The sequence below is a fragment of the Picosynechococcus sp. PCC 11901 genome (assembly GCF_005577135.1).
GTDB lineage: Bacteria > Cyanobacteriota > Cyanobacteriia > Cyanobacteriales > MRBY01 > MRBY01.
Genome location: NZ_CP040360.1, coordinates 1243561 through 1267411, shown reverse-complemented (window position 1 = coordinate 1267411; position 23851 = coordinate 1243561). Strand labels below are relative to the sequence as shown.

Genomic DNA, 23851 nt, shown 5'->3' with positions numbered 1-23851 from the left:
AAGAAAAAATAAAGGCGATCGCCTTTGTAGACAATCGCCCCTGAAGCTTTTATGGATTTAAAATCGCCTAAATTTCGGCCATTGCTCCTTTGGCCATGGCGGCGATCGCCTGATCTGTGGCCTTGGGCAGACGGTAATATTTACCCCCCGCTTTAGCAGCTAGCTCTTTACCGAAGCCAGAGGAAATAAACTTCTTCTCTGTGTCAATAATCAGCAGTTTCATCCCAGAAGCACGGATTTTACCGGCAATATCCAGAAGTTCCTCTTTAATATCAGGTTTTTCTTCCCCTTCCTCTGGTTTTTCGCCGAGGGAACGAGAGAGGGGAATATTGCCCCGACCATCAGTAATCGCGACGATTACTACTTCACCCACATCACCGGACATTTGCGCATTCACACCGATATGCACAGCTTGGGTTAACCCATGGGACAGCGGTGAACCACCACCACAGGGCAAAGTTTCTAATCTATTGCGCGCCAAAGTAATCGAACGGGTAGGAGGTAAAAGCACCTCCGCCATTTCGCCCCGGAACGGGATCAACGCAATTTGGTCACGGTTTTCATAGGCTTCTGTCAGCAGACGCATCACCGCCCCTTTTGCTGCCTGCATTCGGTTCAGGGCCATAGATCCAGAGGCATCAACAAGGAAAATCATCAAAGCCCCTGCTTTACGGGCCATCCGTTTAGAACGCAGATCGCTTTGTTCGACGATCACTTTTCGCTCAGGGTGTCGCAGTCGTCGCGCCTTTTGGTAGGGAGCCGCCGCCCGCAGGGTCGCATCCACCGCAATGCGTCGCACTTTCCCCCGGGGTAACATCGGCTTAATGTAACGGCCCCGGTCATCGGAGAAAATTAAGCCCCGTTTCCCGGAGTTGCCTTTGTTTTGCATCATTTGGGCAAAGGCGAGAATCCCTGGGTCAAGCACAACCCCCTCTGGGTCAAATACAAATTCCTCGGGAATCGTCGGCTCCTGTTCCGGCTGTTCCTCTTGGTCTTCGTTTTGATCGTCGTCGTCTTGATCCTCTTGATCTTCGTCTTGGGATTGATCCTCCTCGTCCTGTTGATCATCCTGGGATTGAGGGGGTGGCGGCGGTGGAGGTGGCTGCATATCCTCATCCTCTGGGGTGGGGATTGTCGTGGCCCTGGGCAAAATCACCAGTTCGACCGCTGTGCGGAGATCATCGGCAATTACTACATTCCGGCCATCAAGGGCAGCGGCAGCCATGGCAACGCGCACGGCAAACAGTTCGGCCCGGTGACCTTCGACACTACCACGCACTGCTTCGCTCACGAGGTAAGCCACTTGGTCTTTGCTGATTTTGACTTCCTTGAGCCATTCCCGGGCCAGGATAATTTGGGTGCGGAGGGCATCGAGGTCTTCTTCATAGCTTTGGAGAAAATCCTTGGGGGCCGTGGCATATTGCACGACTTGATCCACCGCTGCTACCCGTTCTTCGAGGCTGAGGGGGCGATCGGCAGACAGGGTAATGGCGATGCGATCGCGGAGGTGTTCCCGCAGATTTCCTTCCTCAGGATTATAGGTGGCAATGAGGAGGGGCCGACAGGGGTGCGAAAAACTAATACCTTCCCGTTCGATTTGGTTGCGTCCTTCGGTTAAGACCGTCAGGAGTTGGTTGGCAATTTGGTCATCAAGGAGGTTGATTTCATCGATGTACAACACACCCCGATGGGCTTGGGCTAATAGACCGGGTTGGAAAACAGGTTCTCCCTGGCGCACGGAAGCTTCGACATCCACAGAACCCAAGAGACGATCTTCGGTAACGCCCAGAGGGATTTGTACAAAAGGCGCGGCAATTACTTCTGTGGGAATGTTTTCGCTGACAGTCTCACCATAGGCCGCTGCGGTGAGATCGTCCCAGTCACTGCGGTTCTGCACATCACAGTTAAAGGGATTGTCCTGAATGACTTCGATGGGGGGCAAAAGGGAATGGATTCCCCGGGCCATCACGGATTTTGCGGTGCCCCGTTTCCCGGCGATCGCCACCCCACCAAGGGCAGGATCAACGGCCCCCAGCAGGAGAGCAGTTTTGATTACATCTTGACCAACCACCGCTGTTAGGGGAAAGGTCGTGCGCGATGTCGTGAGAGTAGGCATCTATCAAAAAAGTTTTTATAAAAATAAAAGTTTGGCAATGTGGAAATGAAAAGATGATTAAAACGTAGGGGTTTACCATGGTAAACCCCCACCCAATGAAAAATTGATTAGAACTTACACATAGTTCACCAAGCGGGCAAAACTCTCTGCCTCTAGGCTCGCACCACCTACCAAGGCTCCGTCAATTTCGGGCTGGGCCATAATCTCATCAACGTTATTCGGTTTAACGGAACCACCATATTGGATGGTGACATTTTTATTGGTGAGTTTTTCGCGGATCAGACCAATGACTCGGTTTGCTTCGGTGGTATCACAGGTGTCACCTGTGCCAATGGCCCAAATGGGTTCGTAGGCAACAACCAAGTTATTTTGATCAATATCGACTAAATCTTGCTCTAACTGGGCAAAAATCACCGCTTCCGTTTCGCCAGCATCCCGTTGGGCTTTGCTTTCACCAACACAGAGAATCGGGGTTAGACCGTGGCGTTGGGCCGCTTTAAGGCGTTGATTTACGGTTTCATCGGTTTCACCAAAATATTGCCGTCTTTCGCTATGGCCCACAATGACATAACGGACGCCCATTTCCGTCAGCATTGACCCGGAGATTTCCCCAGTAAAGGCACCTTCGTCAGCCCAGTGGATATTTTGTGCTCCTAGACGTACCCGCGTTCCGTGGAGACTCTTGGACATTAAGCCTAAATCGGTAAAGGGCGTACAGAGTACCACTTCTCGTTCTTCATGGTCATCGGCGATTTTGGGCAGTAATGCTTTGAGAAAGTCTAAAGACTCGGCTTGAGTCTTATACATTTTCCAATTACCCGCAATAATGATCTTTCGCACGGCTTTCCTACTAATGCTTTCCTTACAATGCACAGGGATCCAGTTTACCCCATTGCCGAAGCGGTGCTAATGGGGGGTCGGCTTCTCCGGGAAAGAGAGTAAACCGCGATCGCCATCTAAAATTACCGGAACTCCCACGGGTAAAGCGGCATTAATCCCATCATGGCCAAAGGGCAACTCGGCGACGATCGGAATGTTTAAATCCTGGAGGCGATCGCCAAGCACTTCCATAACGCTAAAACTGTCCGCTGAACCCAACTCATCACATTGGCTAAAACGACCGAGGGCAATGCCTTTGATTTTTTCAAAAGCCCCCAGCAGCCGCCATTGGGTTAACAGGCGATCAATGCGGTAGGGCGCTTCTGTCACATCTTCGAGGGCCAAAATTACATTCTTAAAATTCGGCTGTAACGGTGTTTTGAGAATGTGGGTCGCCACCGTCAAATTTGCGGGCAATAAAATTCCTTCAGCTTGGCCATTGCCCCAACCCTTGCCCTGGAGCGCTTCAAGGGGTTTTCCTGCCAAGAAATCAAATAATCTTTGCCTAGACCAATCGGGTTCTGCCGCAAAAGTAGTTAAAACGGGGCCGTGGATACTGGCAATGCCCACCGTGCCTAAACTCCACAATAGACTGGTAATGTCCGAAAAGCCGATCAGCCATTTGGGAGTCACTTGATTAATTTTCCAGTCCCAATTCTCTAGGAGGCGCATCCCCCCGTAGCCGCCCCGCGCACAGAGAATGCCTTTGCAATCTGGGTCAAACCAGGCTTCTGCCAAGGCGTCCCGTCGCCCCTGATCATTGCCCGCTAAATAGCCCCAGCGCGCGTCCCAACCCGCCGTCAGTTCTACCTGATATCCTTGCGATCGCCAAATATCTACCCCAGCCCAAAAGGCATCCTGCTCTAGCAAACGACCACTAGGGGCAATCACTTTCAATAAATTCCCCGGTTGTAACCAAGGGGGCAGCATCAATTTATTCATTTAAAATTAACGGGCCAATTGGTGAGATCCAGCTTATTCTTTCTCTTGACTGGCGAGTTTATTTTTGTTTTCCCAGCGCCAGAGAAAAATCATTAACCCCACAACCCCAGCCTGCACCACAAGATTCGGAATCGCTTGGTCTAAATCTCGCCCAGCGGCAATTTGCAACAGAAAAATCATCCCCCCAACGCCCCCAGACAACCCAAAGCATAGATAAATAAATTGGCGGAGCGAACGGTAAGGATTTTTGGCTTCCGCCCGTAGCCGGGCCATTTTTTCGGGGGTGAACTTTTGACTCATGGTTGTATCAATTGCGAGGGATTAACCAGCGTTAACCCCTACGGAACAAAGAAATTAACGGATTAAATTTTGGAAAAAAGCTAGATTGACGGTGTCGCGCACGATGAGAAAAACCCCAAGGCCAAGTAACAGGACTAAGCCCGTTTGCATAATGTTTTCCTGGAGGCGCATCGGCAGAGGTTTCCCGCGAATTCCTTCTACTAGGAGAAAGGCCAGTTGGCCGCCGTCTAAAGCGGGTAAGGGCAAAATGTTAATAATCGCCAGGTTAATGCTAATGAGTGAACCAAATTGGAACAGATTACTCAGATCATCTTTTGCTAAATCGGCTCCCACCGCCACGATCGCCACGGGGCCAGCCACCTGTTGGGCTGTTTCTTGGAAATTGAAGATGAGTTGACCAAAGCCTTGCACTGTGAGACTGGCAAGCCGCTGAAACTCCCGGGAGCCTGCCTGGAGGGCCGCAATGGGATTACCGGCACGGTTGCGCACAATTTCACCATTGGGAGCTAACATCACCCCAATTTTCCCTTGCCCATCACTCCCCGCATCGGGGGTTACATCTACAGTGAGCGTTGCTGCGCCCCGTTGGAGTTGCAAATTAAGGGTTTCGTTGGGAGCCTCCTGAATCAGCACCCGCAATTCCTCAAGAGCAGCTTGGCCACTGGGGAGGGTTTGGCCATTAACGGCCAGGACAATATCTTCGCTTTGAATACCTGCTGCTGCTGCTGGGGAGTCTACTTCGGTTAATACTTGGGGAATGCGTACACCCGGTTGATAGTTAATATCTTGGAAACCCACGGTGCCTGCCTGTACCACGAGGAGGAAGTAGGCAAAAATTAAATTGGCAATGACCCCGGCACTGATCACGATCGCCCGGTCAAAGACGGGACGATTGCGCAAGAGGTTCGGGTCTTCTGGGGGGATATCACTGTCTGGATCATCATCGGGGAAGCCCACATAGCCACCGAGGGGAAAGGCGCGCACCGCATACTCGGTTTCTTTGCCTTGGTATTTGAGCAGGGTCGGCCCAAAGCCAATGGAAAAGCGGTTGACATGGATATTTTGAAGTCGGGCTGCTGAGAAGTGACCCAACTCATGGATCACGATGAGGAGTGCCAAAACTGCGATCGCCGCCAGTACGGACATAACGTTCTCTTGATGTTGTAGTGATTTTTTATGTTCTAGCTATTGTAGGCGATCGCCATCGGAGTTATGGGAGAAAGACCTGGGTGAGCGGCAGCCTCAAAATTGAGATGTTAGAATCAGCGGCGACAAAACCTTTAAGAAACATTAAGTTTTTTGCCTGCTATTCCCCTCCTTGGTGCTCTCCTATGGCTCAGCAATTTCATCTCCCCATCGGTGCCTGTTTATCCCTAACCCTGGCCTTTGTTTCGACGGGATGCGCCCTCGAACAAAATAGCAATGCCCAACCAGCGGGCCGCCTAGAACAGTCAGACCAACCGCCCCTAGTCGAGGTGGCGATCGCCACTGGGACAGAAACAGCCCCCACCGCCAGCTATACCGGCACCACCATGGCCCTGAAACAAGTGGTAGTCCGCTCCCGGGTCGAGGGACAATTGCTTACCCTTAATGCAGATGTGGGAGATTTTATCCGCCAAGGTCAACTGCTCGCTGCCGTGGAACAGGACTTACCTCGCACCGATGTCAGTGAAGCCCAAGCCGAACTGGCCGCCCGGCAATTTGAAGTAAAAGAAGCAGAATCCGTTCTTGCCGAAGCCAAAGCCCAGGTAGAACGGAACCGGGCCGAACTCAAACAAGCCGAAGCCGATGCCCGCCGTCTCCAACAGTTAGCCGAAGCGGGGGCGATCGCCGCCCAACAAGCCGAGGTTGCCCAAACCCAGCAAGCCACTGCCGCCCAGGTACTAAAAGCCAGCCAAGAACAAGTCATTACCCGTCAACAGGCGATCGCCGCCACCAAGCAACGGGTGACGGCCCAACAAGCGATCCTCGCCCAGGCCCAAGAACGCCTTACCTATACCCAAATCACAGCGCCCCAAAGTGGCATTCTCCTTAGTAAGCAGGCCGAAGCTGGCGATACGATTCAAGGGGGGCAAACCCTCGTCGAAATTGGCGATCTGAGCGCTATTAAAGTTGAAATCCAAATCTCTGACCGGGATCTGAGTCAATTTGCCCAAGGTCAACGGGTTAATGTGGCCCTCGATGCCTTCCCTGGGGAAACCTTTCCCGGCGAAGTCACCCGCATTTCTCCTGTGGCCGATGCCGCTGCCCGTTTAATTCCCATTGAAGTGACCATCCCCAATCCCGCAGGAAAAATTGCCACAGGGTTATTGGCGCGGGTCAGCCTCACAGATCCCAACCTCACCACGGCTGTCATGATTCCCGCATCCGCCCTCACCACGGGGAATAATGGCAACCAAACAACGGTATTTGTGCCCGTTACCCAGGGTGACACAACAACTGTGCAAGCGCGTCCGGTGCAGGTCGGCCCCGAAGATAATGGCATGGTCGCTATCTTGAGTGGCCTCAGTGCCGGGGAACGGTATGTTGTCCAAGGCGATCGCCCCCTGGAAACTGGACAAACAGTCCGCTTAAGTTTGCTGTCCGAATAACCATGAAATATCAATCATTTTTGATTTAATGTCCCTCACCCAAGACCTAACCTTAATTTTGCAGGGCTTCAAAGCCTTAGGAGATCCCATTCGTTTGGAGATTCTGGAACGGTTGCGCGCCCAAGAATTGTGTGTGTGTGAATTGTGTGATGTCTTGGATTTAAAGCAGTCCAAACTTTCTTTTCACCTGAAAATCCTTAAAGAGAGTGAGTTGGTTCTAACCCGACAAGAAGGCCGCTGGATTTACTATCGGCTGAATTTGGCCCAATTTATCGCCCTAGAATCTTATTTGGCAGCATATCGGCGCTTTGGGGAAATTTTGCCTGCCCGCCCCTGTACGGACTAAAACCTCAACCCAGAATATAAATCAATTTTTTTTGATATATTGAGTCCTGTAAGCCTCAGCAGGATTTTTTTAGTCATGGTTAAAACCAAGGCGGTGCAGGCAGGGGGACAGCTCAATATATTTGAGAAATATCTGACCCTCTGGGTGGCCCTTTGTATCGTTGCGGGGATTTTGCTCGGTCGTCTTTTTCCGGCGATTGCCCAAAGCCTCGATGCCCTCAGTCTCTACAATGTGTCGTTGCCGATTGCGGTGTGTCTGTTTTTTATGATGTACCCAATCATGGTGAAAATTGATTTTTCCCAAGCCGTCAAAGCAGCCCAAACGCCAAAACCAGTGACCCTCACGTTGGTGATCAATTGGTTGATTAAACCCTTTACGATGGTCTTTTTTGCCCAGTTTTTTCTGGGGTATTTATTTCGGCCTTTGCTCAGCGCCACGGAGATCATTCGGGGGACAGAAATTGCCCTGGCGGATTCCTATATCGCGGGTTGTATTCTGTTGGGAATTGCCCCCTGTACGGCGATGGTGCTGATGTGGGGCTATCTGTCCTACAGCAACCAGGGTCACACCTTGGTGATGGTGGCAGTAAATTCTTTGATGATGCTCTTTGTCTATGCGCCCTTGGGGAAATGGCTCCTGGCGACGAATAATCTGACGGTGCCCTGGCAAACCATTGTGTACTCGGTTTTGATTTATGTGGGCTTACCGTTAGCGGCGGGCATCTTGAGTCGGCAATGGCTGCTGCGTCGCTATGGTCGGGCCTGGTTTGAAACCCAGTTTTTGCAGTTTCTCACCCCGGTGGCAGTGCTGGCATTACTGACAACTTTGGTGCTGCTCTTTGCTCTCAAGGGGGAATTGATCATCAATCAACCCCTCCACATTCTGCTAATCGCCATCCCGCTCTTGATCCAAACTAATGTCATTTTTGCGATCGCCTATGTTGCGGCCCAGAAGTTGGGATTTACCTATGAAGATGCAGCCCCGGCGGCCTTGATTGGGGCGAGTAATCATTTTGAAGTGGCGATCGCCACGGCGGTGGTGCTGTTTGGGTTAAATTCTGGGGCTGCCCTCGCCACGGTGGTAGGAGTTTTGATCGAAGTGCCGGTGATGTTGATGTTGGTGAAGGTGTGTCAGAGAACTGCTTTTTGGTTTCCCCGGGAGCCGGAAAAAGCAACGCTCCCCGATCCCCGTTGTCTTAATTCGTGCAATTTTTAGGGAAGCAAAACCTGCCATGAAAAAAATTATGTTCGTCTGTCGGCGCAATTCCTGTCGCTCCCAAATGGCGGAGGGTTGGGCGAAACATCTCGGTGCAGACAAGGTGATCGTCCACAGTTCCGGTCTCGAAGCTTCGCGGGTCCATCCAGGGGCGATCGCCACCATGGCTGAAGTGGGTCTTGATCTGACGCCGCAAACCTCTAATGCTTTAGCCGAATTTAACCCAGAAGATTACGATGCGGTGATTTCCCTCTGTGGTTGCGGGGTCAATCTACCCGCCGCCTGGGTGACACGGCCCATATTCGAAGATTGGCAAATTCAAGATCCCGATGGACAGCCTCCCGAAATTTTTCGGAATGTCAGAGATGAAATACAAGGACAAGTCAACCAGTTGCTAAAAAAGTTAACATCTTAGGGCGATTTGCAGGAGGTAGCGGTTTTTTGGCTAAATTGACAAATTTTGAACCAAAGATTGCTCCCTAATGTCTAAAAAGTAGCTTCTTCTTGTCCAATTTCCCGGTGCATCCGCCATGAGCGCAAAATCAAATCTAAGCTTGACGACCCTCGCCATCCGGCGTCATATCGGCACCCTGATGTTGGCGATCGCCGTTGTGGTGATGGGATTTTATGCCATCTTCAGGATGCCCGTGGATTTACTCCCTTCCATTACCTATCCGCGCATTGGTGTACGGGCTGATGCCCCCGGGGTCGTCCCCGCAGTGGCCGTTAACGAAATTACCAGACCCCTCGAAGAAGCCCTCGCCGCCACGGAAGGGGTGACTCAAATTTTTTCCCAGACCAGGGAAGGCCGGATCAGTATCGATCTCTTTTTTCAGCCTGGCGCCGATGTCGATCAAGCCCTGAACGACACAACAGCAACCCTCAACCGGGCGCGCAATTCCCTCCCCGACAACATCAGTCAGCCTAGGGTATTTAAATTTGATCCGTCCCAGTTGCCTGTCTACGAGATGGCCTTAACCTCCAGTACCCTAGCGCCGGTGGATCTACGAATTTTTGCCGATAATGACCTGGCGCGAGAATTAATCCGGGTGCCGGGGGTCGCCAATGTGGATATTTCCGGTGGGGTTGAAGAAGAAATCCAAGTCAACCTCGATTTAGAACGCCTCCAAGCCCTGGGTTTAGATGTCCCCACGGTACTCAACGCCCTGGGGGAACGGAACCAAGATGCTTCTGGTGGTTTACTGCGGGGTGGTGATCAAGAATCCCTCACCCGCCTGTTGGGACAATTCAATGACGTAACGGAAATTCGTAACTTACCGATCCGCCTGGGCACCCCAGAAAATCCCCAGACGATCACCCTCCAGAACGTGGCCCAGATTACGGATGGCACGGTGGAGGAGCGGTTAGTCGTTACCCTCAATGGCCAACCAGCGGTGAAGGTGAGTGTCCAGAAACAACCCGATGCCAACACGGTGCAAGTGGTGGATGGGGTGAAAGCAAAGTTAGCAGAACTGCAACAATCCGGCCTGATCCCTGCGGATATGGATCGTACGGCAACCTTAGACGAGTCGGTGTTTATCCGCAGTTCAATTCAGAATGTGGCGGTGTCAGGACTGACCGGGGCAACCCTCGCGGCGATCGCCGTTTTATTGTTTCTAGGCTCAGTGCGCCAAACCCTCATTATTGTTTTGTCAATTCCCCTGGCGACGTTGACGGCACTGATCTTGATGTTTACCTTCAATCTCTCCCTCAACGTGTTTAGTTTGGGGGGCCTAGCCCTGGGGGTCGGGGTCGTGGTGGATAACGCCATTGTGATGCTCGAAAATATCACCGCTGGGGCCGAAAAAGTGAAGTCCGAGCAGGGTTCACGGCGGAAATTGCAACGCACCGTCGAAGCCAGTAGTCAGGAGTTGGAATCGGCCTTATTTGCCTCGACGACGACAAACCTGGTTTCCGTGTTGCCCTTTCTGTTGGTGGGGGGCTTTTTAGCGCTGATTTTTAGCGAACTGATTTTGACTATCAGTTTCTCGGTGGCCGCTTCTCTGATTATTGCTCTGACGGTGGTACCCGCCCTTTCTTCACGACTACTCGCGGTACGTTGGTCCAGTAACCTCCAGCGGGCGCTGCCGATTCAGTGGTTTGGTGCTTTTATCAATCGCTTAACGACCCTCTATAGTCGCGTTTTGGGCCTGATTCTGCGGCGGAAATTATTGGTGATTGCCGGGGCGATCGCCGTTTTTGGGGGCAGCAGTTTATGGATGGTGGGCCAATTGCCCCAGGAAATTTTACCCCGGATCAATACAGGCCAAGCGGAATTACGGGCGACCTTCCCCCCAGGCACCACGGTCGAAGAAAACCGCACAGTGATGCAAGCTGTAGAAGATTTGCTGCTTGCGCAACCAGAAACAGAGTATGTTTTTACCACTTCCGGGGGGGCTTTATTCGGCACTTCAACGGTCAGTAACGCGCTGCGGGGGTCGAGTAGTGTCACCCTCAAACCTGGCAGCAATGTCCAAGCCTACACCGACCGGATCAATCAGCTCGTGGCCGAACAAATTCCGGCGATTGGCACCTCAATTCGGATGCGACCGGGCAGTGTGCGGGGCTTGATTTTGAGTAATTCTCCGTCCCGGGCCGATGTGGATGTGATGCTCCAAGGTGCAAATACAGACATCCTTGAGCAGGCGGGCGCACAGGTTTTAGCGGCCCTGGAGTCCCAGGCAACCCTCGCTAGCTATGAACCCGATGCGGCTCCCCCCCAACCGGAAGTGCAAATCCGCCCCGATTGGCAACGGGCCGCCGCCCTAGGACTTTCTGCTGAAGCGATTGGCAGCACGATTCAAACGGCCCTCGATGGCTCTGTGCCCACCCAACTGCAACGGGGCGATCGCCTGGTGGATATCCGTGTCCAACTCGAACCCCAGACCATTCAACGGGCCGCCCAATTACGAAGTATTCCTTTATTTACCAGCACCCGACAACCGGTACAACTGGGGGATCTCGCCACCATTACCTCCGGTGATGCCCCAGGGGAAATCCAACGCATTAACCAGCGACAGGTGTTGATCCTCGAAGGAAATCTTGTTGAAGGGGCCAGCCTGAGTGACGCCCTCAGCGAAGTAAATCAAATCATTGCCGGTCTTGAGTTGCCCGCAGGGGTGAGCCTCTTGCCCAGTTCGGCAGCAGAAACTAATCGTCAAATTCAACTGGCCCTCCAACTCCTTGGGGGGATGGCGGCTTTCCTCGTGTTTGTGGTGATGGCGGTGCAATACAACTCCCTCATCGATCCGTTGGTGATCATGCTGACGGTGCCATTGGCTTTGGCCGGCGGCATTTTAGGTCTATTCGTTACCCAGACAGCGATTGGGGCGACGGTGATTGTTGGGGCAGTGCTCTTGGTGGGGATTGTCGTTAACAACGCGATCATCATGGTAGAACTGGCGAACCAAATTCGAGAACGCGATCGCCTGAGTTACCGGGCAGCGATTTTGGAGGCGGCCCCCCAGCGTCTCCGGCCGATCCTCATGACAACGATTACGACGGTCTTGGGCTTATTTCCCCTGGCTCTGGGCATTGGCGAAGGATCAGAATTTCTGCAGCCCTTGGGGGTTGTGGTCTTCTCCGGCCTTTCTTTGGCAACGGTGTTGACCCTCTTTATTATTCCCTGTTTTTATACCCTGCTCCATGAACTGGGAACCCCCCGCACCAAGCGTCCCCGCCCGGTGGTTGTAGAAGAAGAGCTGCCGACCAAAGTCCTACGTTAGGGCCGAAAAAGTGCTTAGAAAAATCCCTCTACAATGGGGAAATGATCTTCGTTATGAGAAAAAATTGCCATGGGCGATCGCCTCCTGTTTCACCTTGCAATTCCGATTACTGACCCAGTTGTCGCCAAAAAATTCTATGCCGATGCCCTCGGTTGCACGGTGGGACGAGAAAATAGCGGGGCGGTGATTTTTAACTTCTTTGGTCATCAACTGGTAGCCCACGTCACCAAGGAACCCCTCAGCCCCCAAAAGAGCGTTTATCCGCGCCATTTTGGTCTAAATTTTCTCGATGAACAGGATTGGCAACAGGTCTTAAATCGGGCAGAAAACTATCAACTCCCCTTCCGCGATCGCCCCCGCCTCCGGTTTCCGGGAAAATTAACGGAACATCGTACTTTTTTCCTCGAAGATCCGTTTTTTAATCTATTGGAATTCAAATGGTATCGCCATCCAGAGGCAATTTTTGGTGGTCGAGAAATCACCGAAATTGGCGATCGCCCCGAAACTCACTAGGTTTTGCTTTGAGATTATGCGGCTTTAGTAAGTTGCATCACTGTTATTGATGCCGTTGGTCGTCAAAAAAATAAAGGGGTAAAAATCGCCCAATTTAAGTGCTTTATTTGGTGACGACATAAAAGCTTGCAGGATGCGCAGCTAACGCTTAGTCACGGCCAATGACATTCAATTACAGAAAAATTGCAGGCATTCCGATGGTTTGTTCCAGTTCTTCTGGTTAGATCAATTGGTTTTTGCCGGAGGATTTAGTGACAAGTAGTAGTTTAAAGTTTTTTGACTTAAACTAAGTCATTAGCTCCTAGGCCGCGCAATTTTTCCCGTTGCCAAGCTCGCTAGTGGGCAATTTTTAAACTATTTTCAGCTGGACCCTTAGAAGCTAATGTTCGCTTTTCGAGATTTTCTTACTTTCAGTACCAGTGGCCTCGTGGTCCTCTCTGGTGGTGGGGTGGCGATCGCCCAAACAACCCCGCCGCAAATCGCTACGCCAGAGCCTCCCGTCGGTCAGGCCCCCCAGGCGCCATTGCCACCATTGGCCACTCCTGGCGTTGATCCCCTCGATACAGCAGCCTTTTTACCCAGCCTCGGTGGTCTCAGCCAGCCCACAACCCTGGCGGCTCTGCCCCTACCTGCCGCAGATCTCGATTTAACGCCGACTGCTCACCTCGGCACCATCCAGGCCCCTGCGCCCCTCCTCGCCCAGGGAGATGCCACAGAAACCCCCTCAACAACGGGAGTCGATGTAACGCTGCCCACCGCAGAGACAAACCGGACAATTCCCCTTGTGCAATCCTTACCGCCGGATCGGGTGATTAATGAAGATCTAAATCAGCTTTTAGAACCCATTGAGAATCCGGCAGTGACAGTCCCCCAGGAGGCCGCGGCGGTGACGGCTGACAATGTTGTTGACCTCACCCTAGAAGAAACAATTCGTCTGGCCCTAGAACGCAATGAAACGCTCCAGGAAGCCCGTCTGAACTACGACCGATCAGAGGAATTTGTGCAAGAGGCGATCGCCGCCGAATACCCAAACCTCAGCAACCAATTCGACATTACCCGCACCGACAGCGCCAATGGAGAACTTCAGGCCCGACGGCTGGGGGGAGACAACAACGCGACCACAGCGATCAATGGCCGCCTTGAAGTCAGCTATGACATCTATACCGGGGGGCGTCGCTCTGCCCAAATTGAAGCGGCCCAGACCCAATTGCAAATTGCCGAACTAGACATTGAGCGCCTCACCGAAGAAACTCGTCTAGCCGCTGCAGTGAACTATTACAACCTCCAGAGTGCCGACGCCCAGGTGGTTATTGAACAAAGTTCGGTGTTTGATGCCACCCAGAGTTTACGGGATGCCACCCTACTAGAACAGGCAGGCTTGGGCACAAAATTTGATGTGTTGCGGGCCGAGGTCGAACTCGCCAGCGCCCAACAGCGGCTCACCAGGGCTGAAGCCACCCAAAGAACCGCCCGGCGTCAACTGGCTCAACTCCTGAGTTTGGCACCGACCATCGATCCCCGCACCGCCGATGAGATTAATCTCGCTGGAAGATGGGAAATTTCTTTAGAAGAAACCATTGTCCTGGCACTGCAAAACCGCCAAGAATTGCGCCAGCAGCTCCTCCAGCGGGAAGTTGATGGTTACCAGGAACGGATTGCATTGGCTGCCGTTCGACCTTTAGTCAGCGTTTTTGCAAACTACGATGTCTTGGAAGTGTTTGATGATAGCCTTGGCCCCGCCGATGGGTTAACGGTTGGGGCCCGGATGCGTTGGAATTTCTTTGATGGGGGGGCAGCGGCCGCCCGGGCAAATCAAGAGCAAGTTGATCAGGCGATCGCCGAAAATCGTTTTGCTAACCAAAGAAACCAAATTCGCCTGGCGGTGGAAACGGCCTACTATGACTTTGAAGCCAGCGAACAAAACATCACGACGGCAGCCGCCGCAGTCACCTTAGCAGAAGAAAGTTTACGCCTGGCTCGTCTGCGCTTTAATGCGGGGGTCGGCACCCAAACCGATGTAATCTCTGCCCAAACGGGTCTGAATACGGCCCGGGGGAACTATCTCCAGGCAGTTACCGATTACAATCGTGCCTTTGCCCAACTGAAGCGGGAAGTCGGTTTAGGGGATGCGGTGATCGCCCCGGCGGCTCCCTAGGGATTATTGAGCGATCGCCTTGGTTTGCAGCCAGGTTTCAACTGCCGTGGCGATCGCCCCGGCGAGTTCTTCCTGGGCCTGGGGATCGGTAATCCACTCAAACTCCGTGGGATTAATCATAAAACCCAACTCCATCAAGACCGCCGGAGCTTCCTGGGGCCGGGTCAAGGCCAAGTTATTCCAAAAGACACCATAACTGGGACGGCCTAACTGCGTCGTTAAATCATCGTGGAGAAACTGCGCCAGGTCATGGGCCTGGGGATGGTACCAAAACATCCCGATACCCGCCGTATTTTCCGCGTCCCCCGCATCGGGCAGGGCATTGTAATGGACAGACAGGGCCAAAGTGGGCTGGAGTTCACGAATCGCGGCCTGGCGATCGCCTAAGGATAAATCTTGATCCGTGGTACGGCTGAGGATCACTTCCGCGCCTTTGGCTTCCAGTTGTTTTTGAATTTTTTGGGAAATGAGCAAATTAATTGCTTTTTCGGGGTAGCCCGTTGGCCCTAAGGCACCGGATTCAGCCCCCCCATGGCCAGGATCGAGCCAAATGGTCGCGCCCCGGAGCGAATTCCCCTGGAGTTGTGGCGGGTGACGGAGGGACAAAATTAAATTGCTGCCTTCATAACGCAGTGAATGGCCCCATTGTTGGTCTGTTTTGAGGCGAAAATCATAGCGGATCGTTTCTGGATCAATCTGCGCCCAGTCGAGGCGGCGGATAATTGGACTTTCGTCTAGATAAATTGTGTCGGTTTGGGCGATCGCCTGGTGGAGGGTCAGGCTAAAGGTGTCGTCATTTTGACTGACGGTAACTGGTACGGGTCTTTGGAGGGGAAAAATAACGTTTGTTTCCGTGGCGGTGGTTTGCGATCGCAGGCTGCGAATCAATGTCGTCGGCGGCACTGCACCCTGGATCGGTGTGGTCTCCGAAGCGCGAATCCAAGCGCCATAGTCTAGGCGCAACCAATCCCCTTCTTTGCCAGTAACCAGGGCCTGGGTTCCCTGGGGCAAGGGTGTCAGGCGGGAAAAATTGGTACTGGGGCCTGTGCGGGCCACCCCTGCGAGACTGGTGACGGCGATCGCCTCAGTATTTTGGGTGTCTAAAATTTCGATGCGACCGGGGCTGGTGGCGGTGCTGGTTTGCCCCTGGACATTCATCTGGTAACGGGCTTGGCCGAGGTTCCCGCCTTGGGTAAAGCGCTGACAGCCCCCGTAGGTTCCCGTAAAAACTTCGGCAGGAGCTTCATTCTCTAGGGTTAAGACGGCGGCATTGCTGGGGAGCGTCACCGTGGTCTGGGGTTGTAGGGAAAAAGATTTTCCGCCGAGGGCAACCCTAACTTGGGCTTGGGCTGGCCCCTGGACTTGGAAACAAATTGTCTCGTCGGTTTGCCGGGCAATATCCACCGCCGGGAAAGGGGCTTCGAGTTGGTTGGGTGGCATTGTATTGTTAGCCAAACGCTCAACGGTGAGGGTTTTTGTTTCCGTCTGTCCCGAAGGCTGACGATAGGTCAGGGTGATTTGGTTTTGACCTACCGCCAAGGGCAAACTGGGAGCAAAATGGCCAAAGTCACTCCGGGTAATCGGTTGACCATTGATCGCCACGGTGCCCGCCGCTGGGGCTGAGCCAATCAAGAAAATCTGGGCGGCGCTGGTCTGGTGATTGTTTGGGGGGTAGACCAGTTGGAGGCGATCGCTTTGGCGGGGAAACTGGGCGATCGCCGGAAAGGTCAGGGCCACGGCAATACCAGAACTGAGGGCGATCGCTTTAAACATAAATCTTGTCCTTAACTTTTTAAGCTTGCAAAGGCCATCTCCATTGAGACAGCTTTCTTTGAGGCGTTGAAACCTAGAGGGTGCTATCCCCCTGAACCACCTGTTTAATGGTCGTAAAACTTTCGAGGCCAATTAAACCCCGGCGATTTCCCTTTTGGTTCGAGACCCCAAGAAATACCGAATCGCTCCCCAGGGGATGACGCGAAAAACAAGGGGAGGCATTGATATAGATCAAAGCACTATCGAGGCCCATGGAAAATTGCCGACTTTCATGGTAGGACTCCGTGACAATACAATCGGCATGGCCACCGGAGTTGCAATTAATCTCGGTGATGGCTGCGGCCAGATCCGGCACCCGTTTAAACGCCACAATTTTTTCCAAATAGGCCTGCTGCCATTCTTCTTCGGTACCGATGGGGGCGAGGTGTTCAGGAAATTCTTCGACGAGGGACGCATCCCCCCGTAGCTCAAAGTCTTGTTCTTGGAGGGATTTAAACAGACTAATTAAATGGGATGTTTTCTGCTCAGGACACACCAGGACTTTTTCGATGGCATTGACGGCATCGGGTTCGTAATTATGGCTGTCTTGAATCACCCAACTGGCCAATTCCAGATCACCGCTGGGGGCGAGGTAGAGGTAGCAATTGCCCACGGTGGTTCTCAGGACAGGGGTGGTGGCGTGTTGCACCACCTGTTGAATCATGTTGGGACGGCCATAGGGAATGATCAGGTTCAAGTAGCGATCCTGGGCCACCAGTTGTTGTACGGTACAACCTTCCTCAGAAGAGAGAGATTCTAAACAGCCTCCGGGTAAGCCCTGGTCAGCAAGGGCCGTTTGCATAATCTCAGCGATCAGGTGATTGGTATGGCTGGCATCACCGCAACCGCGAATCACGAGGCTATTGGCTGTCTTTAAACAAAGTCCAGCGGCGATCGCCCCTAATTCGGGCAAGGCTTCATGGATCAGACAAATCACCCCCAGGGGCATCCGTTGGGAGTAGGTCTGATAACCACTAATTTGATAGGTGGCATTTTTCACCCGTTGCAGCGGATCGGGCAGTTTTGGCAGTTGACGCAGCAAACGCACTGTTTTTTGCAGCCGTTCGGGGGTCAACTTTAACCAATCCAGAATCAGCTTCGGCACGGCCATTTCGCGGCTGGCCTCTAGATCCTTGGTATTGGCTTCGAGGATGACGGAAATATTGGCCTCTAGGGCGGTGGCGATCGCCTCAATACCCAGATGACGTTCACTACCTTTGAGTAACTCTAGTTCTAGGGAAGCCTGATGGGCCCGCTGCAAGGCTGCCGTAATCGGATCACTGCTCTCTAACGGGGGAGTAGATGCCATTTGATTACCCATGAAGTCCCAATGTACTCGCGAAAGTTTGCGTAAAGCCTCACCAGATCATACTGATTGCCCTAGGGGATCGCAAGAACCTGCCAGCTAGCAAGGTTGCTTTCTCCCAACTTTTTTGCCAAAAAGGCCAGTTGCCCTTATTAAAATATGTTTTCTGTATCAAATTTTACAGAAAATAAAATATAATGAGGTAAAGGACAAAGCATAAAACACAAATCCCCCGTGTTTCGCGGTCGGTCAGGAGCAAAACCATGAGAACCCAACAACAAGCCCGTGCATTAATGATGCGCCATCACCACGCCATTAAAAATCGTCAAATGTCTCTCCTGAACCGTTCTGCCACAGAAATCGGCATGGCACCAGAAGGAGACTATCAAGGCACGATCCAAGGTAAACTCCCTCGTCAAGTGCGTGCGGACTATGGCCCTAGTCATGCCACCATGAGCTAACGAAATTTACTGGGAAAATTCTGTTTTCTAAAAAATGATCGATGGTCACCGCCGTTTCAGGATGGTGGCTTTTTTCGGCAGTATTACAAACGCTGGCTCCATTGGTCTTGGGATAAAAAGGGGCGATCGCCACTGATGGTTGCCACGGGTTCGGTGAGGGTAAAATCTCCGGCTTGAATCCATTGTTTGAGGGTTTCTGCCACTTGATCCGCGAGATATAGACTCGTGACCGGAGCAACTTTTACGGTTTTTCCCTCAATGGTTAATTTCCCAGTTTTAAGCTGGCCATAGCTCACCAAACCAAAGGTGGGCCGTACCCGGCGCGGAATCGAAAAATCCATCACCGGGGCGACAATTTCTTTATCTTGGACGGCACAGTGGGCGATGACTTCCTCATGGAGAACCGGTAGAGGCACCCCCACGCCCAACATTAAAGAAGGGCCGTACTTGGTGAAATAACAACCCCGTACCCACTTGGGATCCATTTGTTTTGCGTCGCCAATCAAAGCCAAGGTGGAGGCTGGCCCCAGGGGGGTGCGATTGCCCAGACGTTTCTGGAGGGGAAAATGCTGGGTGCCTTCCCAGGCCACGTAACCAATACCGCCCCCCAAGAAAATTTTGCTGCCGACCCCGATCAACTCTAAATCTGGGTCATTTAACAAAGGAGAAATTGCTCCAGCACAGGCATAGACGGCATTTCCCAAATGGGGCTGGAGGGGGCCGAGGTAAGTATAGAGGGGGCGATCGCCACCGTTAACGCCCACAATAAAATTTTGATAAAGATTGCGGGGATTGAATAGATAAAACTGATTAATTTGATCTTTCGTGAGGGTATTGTCCCAGGTAGCGCGCGGATAACAATCGGTCACATGGCCCAGGGCATGGAGATGGACGGTTTTACCTGCGATCAGATCTTCAATGACGTGGCCACCGCCTTTCTGGGAGAGGGGGCGATCGCCAATTTCCGCCGCTTCATTTTCCAGGGGATCTTCCATCATGGTTGCCCCTAGGTAAATATCCACCGCCCCCAAGCCAGGATAAGCGGGCACCCCATTAAGCCAACACTTGCGAATTTTAATGGGGGGATCCGTATGGCCAAGGTTGAGCATTGCTCCCGAAGATTCCATCGGCTCAAAGGTACCTGTGGTTACCACATCAACGGTTTCGGCAATTTTTTTGATGCCCCATTCCGCCACCCGTGCTTTTACTTCAGACACCGTCCAGACAACGGCCTGGTGGGAGAGAATCTTTTCGTTGATGCTGGCGATCGTTCTCATGGTTGAACAGAGGGAAGCGTACCCTTTCATCCTAGGAGAAAATTACCCTTGGTTACGCCGCCGCCGGCACCGCTCCGAACAATATTTCACGTCATCCCAGCATTTTTCCCATTTTTTGCGCCAGGTAAACGGCAGTCCGCAAACGGTACAAATTTTCGTCGGGAGATCGGCTTTTTTACGCTGTCGTGCCATGGTCAATCATTGCAACTGGATGTCGCCTTGTTTCAGGTTGCTTTTTTACTTCAGGGTGCGGCCTAATACATCCGGCCCAAAACGTAGTCAATGAGATCCGTGAGGGCATCTTTGGAGGGAGACGGATCTAGGCACTCTAAACTGTGGCGAGCCAATTGACCGTGATGGGCTGCAAGTTCTTTAGCGCGACTGATCCCATTGCTGTTGCGCACAATTTCGAGGGCTTTTTCGGGGTCACCATTTTCAGCAAATTCCCGCTCGATCAGTTGGGTTAGGTTGGGATGCTCTTCCATGGCAAACAGGGCTGGGGCGGTGATGTGGCCGCCGATTAAATCAGATCCGGCGGGTTTCCCCAAAACATCGGTAGAGCCAGTGAAGTCGAGGATGTCATCGACAATCTGGAAGGCCAAGCCTAAATTACGGCCATAGTCGTAGAGGCGATCGCCAATTTCTGGGTCAACCTCACTGAGAACAGCCGCCGCTTTGGCACTATTCCCAATCAATGACGCTGTTTTGTAATAGGATTTTTCGATGTAAATTTCGAGGTTCATTCCGGTGTCGAAGCGGTTCAGCCCCTGTTGAATTTCCCCTTCGGCAAAGTCTTTGATCACCTCAGAGAGCAATTTCACCACGGTGAGATTGTCTAAATTCGCGAGGTACCAAGAGGATTGGGCAAAGAGAAAGTCTCCGGCCAGAACAGCGATGCGATTATCAAAAAGGCTGTTAACAGTAGGTACACTCCGGCGCAGGGCCGCTTCATCGACCACATCATCGTGGACAAGGCTCGCCGTGTGAATCATTTCAGTGATTTCTGCCAGGCGACGGTGCCGCTGGGTCAAGGGGCGATCGCCTAGGGTTGCCCGGGAGGCCAAAAGCACAATGGCGGGTCGAACCCGTTTCCCCCCCGCAGAAAACAGATGCTCTGCCGCGGCCCCCAAAATCGGATGTCGGGCGCTAATTAGCCGCGTCAGATTTTCACTGAGCTCCTTGAGGTCGGCTTCGACGGGAGAAAAAAGGGTAGTCGCTGAAATCATTATTAAGCCGAGGGAAACGAAATTTACGAAAATTTACATATTCTATATTGTATGGCAATGGATTCGTTTCAGCAGAAAACGGCTCTTTTTTGCGGGTCTACTCTGGCCCGATCGCTCGTAGGGACACCTGTTTCAGGCAGGCGATCGCCCTTTAGCCATTGGTGATCGAAAGGGGCGATGTATTCACCATGAGGTTTTTTAAGTCCACCTGTTCCACTAGGGGCTGATGTCCAAGCCATCCCTTTGCCGATTGGGCGAACTGGTCTGGGCAACCGCTCACCGCAAAGCGGGTTGGTAATGGTGACTGGGGATTTTTCCAACCCATCAATTCCAATTCCTGTTCCGTGGCACTGACCACATATTCCGCCGGATCGACACAAATCACATGGCTCGGCAAAATTGATTGAATTACCCCAGACAAGTGGCGATAGTGGGTACACCCATAAACTAAGGTATCAATGCCCTGTTCGAGGAGGGGTTGCAGACGTTTCTGAACAATACGTTTCGTGTGGGGATCGTTAATGCGATTGGCCTCAATGAGGGGGACAAATTCTGGGCAGGGCATTTGCCACACCGCCGCCTCTGGGTTCGCTTCCAGAATTGCGTTTTGGTAAGCGCCGCTATTCACTGTGGCCTGGGTGGCGATGACTCCGATGCGTTTCCCTTGACTGACTGCCCCCCTTGCTCCGGGAAGAATCAGCCCTAAAACGGGGGTTTTAAATTCTGAGCGGATCACATCCAAGGCGATCGCCGAGCTTGTATTACAAGCCATCACCACCATCTTCACCCCTTGGGCTTCCATCCAAGTCAGAATTTCGCGCACATATTGAATCAACTCTTCGGGTGAACGATCACCATAGGGTAATCGGGCCGTATCGGCAAAATAGATAATCGACTCTTGGGGGAGTTGTCGGTAAAGGGCTCGAAGGACGGTGATGCCCCCCAAGCCACTGTCAAAAATGCCAATGGGGTGTTGCTGTTGGTTGCCCATAGATTCTCGTTCACACCAAATAAATTAAACAAAGATTAGCGCAGTTTTAAGGTATTTGCGCTTATTTCTGTGGCGAATTACTGATTTTCTGGCAACCCCCTGGGCTAGCGCACATTGTTTTGGATATATTCCAGGATGCCAGCGGCGATCGCCTGGGCCATTTGGCTCCGAAATGCAGGATCATTCAAGCGGGGAGCATCTTCCCGACCCGTGACAAAACCTGTTTCCACGAGCACTGAAGGCATCGATGTATTACGCAATACATAAAAGCGCGCCGTTCTCACACCCCGGTCTCGCATTTGGATCCGTCGCATAATGTTGCGGTGGATGGATTCAGCTAAGGCTCGACCACTTTGGTGATAGTACACTTCCAAGCCGTTCACATCGGGGCGACTCATGCTGATGGCATTGGCGTGGATACTCACGAATAAATCGGCATTGGCATTGTTAGCCAGTTGAGTACGTCCTTCTAGGCTGACAAAATAATCCGTATCCCGGGTCATTCGGGCTGTGATGCCACTTTGTTGTAAAATTCGGGCTACTTCCTGGGAGATGGGAAGAATCACGTTTTTTTCCTGTAGGCCGCCAATCCCCACAGCACCGGGATCACGACCACCGTGGCCGGGGTCGATCATGACCATAATATTGCTCCGGGGCGGGCGAAAATTTGGCAGTACCGCTTGGGTTGTGGGGGGCGGTGCCGTTGGGGCCGGCGGCACAAACAGAGAACTTGTTGTTTGGGGACGATTGAGGTCTAGGGCAAGGAACTGAGCGTTGGGTTGACTGAGACTCCCAATTTGTACCCCCTCGGCAGGTTCAATCTGGACGAGCACCGTATTGGCCGTTTCCTGGCGGATGGCAATGCGGGAAATGGGACTATCTCCCCCCCACTGGGGGCCACGCACAGGTTGGGCAAGGCGGGCGTTGTTAATGCGAATTTGGTAAAGACCTTCGTTCCGATTCCAACCACCGTCGGCCTGGAGGCGATCGCTGCCACGGATGACTAACTGGGTACTGTTGCGGGCAAGTTCTAGGGCTTCAACGATGGTTTGTTGGGGTTGAGCTGTGGCGACTGATTGTTGGGTGGGGACGGCGATCGCCCCGGTTTCTCTTCCCCCTAGGCTACTGGTGCCCCCATCCGGAAGCAGTACTAAACCGCCATCACCGTAGGTGGTATACAGCGCGCGCCACCGAGGGCTACCGGGTTCTAAATTTAAGGTAATGCGGGCTTCGGTACGGCTGGGTTGCTCAAATTTGATTTGGCGGACTTTGTAGCGGTTAACATCTAGGGTCTGATTTTCTAAGCTCCGGGGCAATTGCAAATCCCGCAGGGTAAAGGTAAGGCGATCGCCATCTTGGTCGGTGGTGATGCGACTACCGGGCCGGGGATCCAGGTTCACGAGGAATCCCTGTTGGGTCACCCGCACCAAGTTATTAAAAAAAGCTTCGCCTGGAGCGGTGTTACTGGGATTTCCAGGATTGACAGAATTGTTAAAAATTTCTGGGGTACTGGGAGCTACTGGGGCCACGGGAATGAGTTCAGGTTCTGGTAAATTCACAACCCAATCCGTCGGCGATCGCCCTTCAAAACGAATTGCCTCAGGATCTAAGGTATAGCCAGGGGCTAATTCCACCACCAACCGTGTGACATCTGGCGCAAACTGACCTAGCCGTACGCTCGTAATTTTGCCGCCATAGCTGCGATTGACCGTAGAGCTTCCCAGGACAGTGCCCGGTAAATCAATCACCAAACGGCTGGGATCTGGGATCAGTTGCGCTTCGGGCTGCACCCGTTCATTGGTGCGAAACTGCAATTGACGTCGTTGGGTATTAAATTCCCAAAAGACCAATTGACCTGCCCAAGCCGGTAGTTGCCAAGTGGATAGCGTCAGTAGCGTCAGAAAAAACCAGAAAAATCTCACAGTTAAAAATCCTCGACTCACAAGGGAAAATGCCACGCCCTCAAGATATAGAACAACTCCGGTGGATAGAGATA

Annotated in this window: 20 protein-coding genes; 8 read left to right on the top strand and 12 right to left on the bottom strand. The window is 52.5% G+C overall.

Going from position 1 to position 23851, the window contains the following annotated elements:
• Window positions 1-67: 67 nt before the first annotated feature.
• The 5 genes from bchD to rseP all read right to left on the bottom strand — a co-directional run bounded on the left by bchD (window position 68) and on the right by rseP (window position 5383).
• Entirely contained in the window at window positions 68-2116 is a 2049-nt protein-coding gene (gene bchD / locus FEK30_RS07070; protein ID WP_138072588.1) for a magnesium chelatase ATPase subunit D, read from the bottom strand.
• Window positions 2117-2230: 114 nt separating this feature from the next.
• A complete protein-coding gene (gene tpiA, locus FEK30_RS07065) occupies window positions 2231-2956 on the bottom strand; it encodes a triose-phosphate isomerase (protein WP_138072586.1) in 726 nt (241 codons plus the stop codon).
• A 66-nt stretch (window positions 2957-3022) separates the two neighbouring features.
• A complete protein-coding gene (locus tag FEK30_RS07060; RefSeq protein ID WP_138073764.1) occupies window positions 3023-3928 on the bottom strand; it encodes a S66 peptidase family protein in 906 nt (301 codons plus the stop codon).
• Window positions 3929-3970: 42 nt separating this feature from the next.
• On the bottom strand, window positions 3971-4237 hold the full coding sequence (locus tag FEK30_RS07055) for a DUF3493 domain-containing protein (protein WP_030005852.1): 267 nt from the start codon (window positions 4235-4237) through the stop codon (window positions 3971-3973).
• A 54-nt stretch (window positions 4238-4291) separates the two neighbouring features.
• Window positions 4292-5383 (bottom strand): RIP metalloprotease RseP, encoded by a 1092-nt coding sequence (gene rseP / locus FEK30_RS07050; protein WP_030005851.1) that lies wholly within the window; start codon window positions 5381-5383, stop codon window positions 4292-4294.
• A 185-nt stretch (window positions 5384-5568) separates the two neighbouring features.
• Here rseP and FEK30_RS07045 point away from each other — a divergent pair, with 185 nt between their 5' ends.
• The 7 genes from FEK30_RS07045 to FEK30_RS07015 all read left to right on the top strand — a co-directional run bounded on the left by FEK30_RS07045 (window position 5569) and on the right by FEK30_RS07015 (window position 14782).
• The gene (locus FEK30_RS07045) at window positions 5569-6828 is read left to right on the top strand and encodes an efflux RND transporter periplasmic adaptor subunit (protein WP_255447985.1); all 1260 of its coding nucleotides are present in this window, start codon (window positions 5569-5571) and stop codon (window positions 6826-6828) included.
• 28 nt (window positions 6829-6856) lie between these two features.
• Window positions 6857-7174 (top strand): ArsR/SmtB family transcription factor, encoded by a 318-nt coding sequence (locus FEK30_RS07040; RefSeq protein WP_138072584.1) that lies wholly within the window; start codon window positions 6857-6859, stop codon window positions 7172-7174.
• Window positions 7175-7249: 75 nt separating this feature from the next.
• Window positions 7250-8389: an ACR3 family arsenite efflux transporter gene (gene arsB, locus FEK30_RS07035; protein ID WP_065715974.1), complete on the top strand. Its 1140-nt coding sequence runs from the start codon at window positions 7250-7252 to the stop codon at window positions 8387-8389.
• Between the two features lie 16 nt (window positions 8390-8405).
• Window positions 8406-8804: an arsenate reductase, glutathione/glutaredoxin type gene (arsC, locus tag FEK30_RS07030; protein ID WP_062432404.1), complete on the top strand. Its 399-nt coding sequence runs from the start codon at window positions 8406-8408 to the stop codon at window positions 8802-8804.
• 115 nt (window positions 8805-8919) lie between these two features.
• On the top strand, window positions 8920-12114 hold the full coding sequence (locus FEK30_RS07025) for an efflux RND transporter permease subunit (RefSeq protein ID WP_138072582.1): 3195 nt from the start codon (window positions 8920-8922) through the stop codon (window positions 12112-12114).
• 69 nt (window positions 12115-12183) lie between these two features.
• The gene (locus FEK30_RS07020; protein WP_062432398.1) at window positions 12184-12627 is read left to right on the top strand and encodes a VOC family protein; all 444 of its coding nucleotides are present in this window, start codon (window positions 12184-12186) and stop codon (window positions 12625-12627) included.
• Between the two features lie 382 nt (window positions 12628-13009).
• Window positions 13010-14782: a TolC family protein gene (locus FEK30_RS07015; RefSeq protein ID WP_138072580.1), complete on the top strand. Its 1773-nt coding sequence runs from the start codon at window positions 13010-13012 to the stop codon at window positions 14780-14782.
• 3 nt (window positions 14783-14785) lie between these two features.
• Here the strand turns inward: FEK30_RS07015 and FEK30_RS07010 are convergent, their stop codons facing one another.
• Window positions 14786-16555: an N-acetylmuramoyl-L-alanine amidase gene (locus FEK30_RS07010; RefSeq protein ID WP_138072578.1), complete on the bottom strand. Its 1770-nt coding sequence runs from the start codon at window positions 16553-16555 to the stop codon at window positions 14786-14788.
• A gap of 73 nt (window positions 16556-16628) precedes the next feature.
• Entirely contained in the window at window positions 16629-17903 is a 1275-nt protein-coding gene (locus tag FEK30_RS07005; protein ID WP_065711612.1) for a glutamate-5-semialdehyde dehydrogenase, read from the bottom strand.
• A 260-nt stretch (window positions 17904-18163) separates the two neighbouring features.
• Here FEK30_RS07005 and gifA point away from each other — a divergent pair, with 260 nt between their 5' ends.
• Window positions 18164-18361 carry a glutamine synthetase inactivation factor IF7A gene (gene gifA / locus FEK30_RS07000; RefSeq protein ID WP_012306213.1) on the top strand — a complete coding sequence of 66 codons (198 nt, stop codon included), beginning with the start codon at window positions 18164-18166 and terminating at the stop codon, window positions 18359-18361.
• Window positions 18362-18444: 83 nt separating this feature from the next.
• Here the strand turns inward: gifA and FEK30_RS06995 are convergent, their stop codons facing one another.
• The 5 genes from FEK30_RS06995 to FEK30_RS06975 form a co-directional block, all read right to left on the bottom strand.
• Window positions 18445-19638 carry a homocysteine biosynthesis protein gene (locus tag FEK30_RS06995; RefSeq protein ID WP_138072576.1) on the bottom strand — a complete coding sequence of 398 codons (1194 nt, stop codon included), beginning with the start codon at window positions 19636-19638 and terminating at the stop codon, window positions 18445-18447.
• 42 nt (window positions 19639-19680) lie between these two features.
• Window positions 19681-19830, bottom strand: a complete 150-nt coding sequence (locus FEK30_RS06990) for a DUF2256 domain-containing protein (RefSeq protein WP_071932263.1) — start codon at window positions 19828-19830, stop codon at window positions 19681-19683.
• Window positions 19831-19892: 62 nt separating this feature from the next.
• Window positions 19893-20864 (bottom strand): solanesyl diphosphate synthase, encoded by a 972-nt coding sequence (gene sds / locus FEK30_RS06985; RefSeq protein ID WP_012306211.1) that lies wholly within the window; start codon window positions 20862-20864, stop codon window positions 19893-19895.
• 151 nt (window positions 20865-21015) lie between these two features.
• Window positions 21016-21855: a glutamate racemase gene (gene murI, locus FEK30_RS06980; RefSeq protein WP_065715968.1), complete on the bottom strand. Its 840-nt coding sequence runs from the start codon at window positions 21853-21855 to the stop codon at window positions 21016-21018.
• Between the two features lie 104 nt (window positions 21856-21959).
• Window positions 21960-23777, bottom strand: coding sequence for an N-acetylmuramoyl-L-alanine amidase (locus FEK30_RS06975; RefSeq protein ID WP_138072574.1), 1818 nt, complete (start codon window positions 23775-23777; stop codon window positions 21960-21962).
• Window positions 23778-23851: the final 74 nt, after the last annotated feature.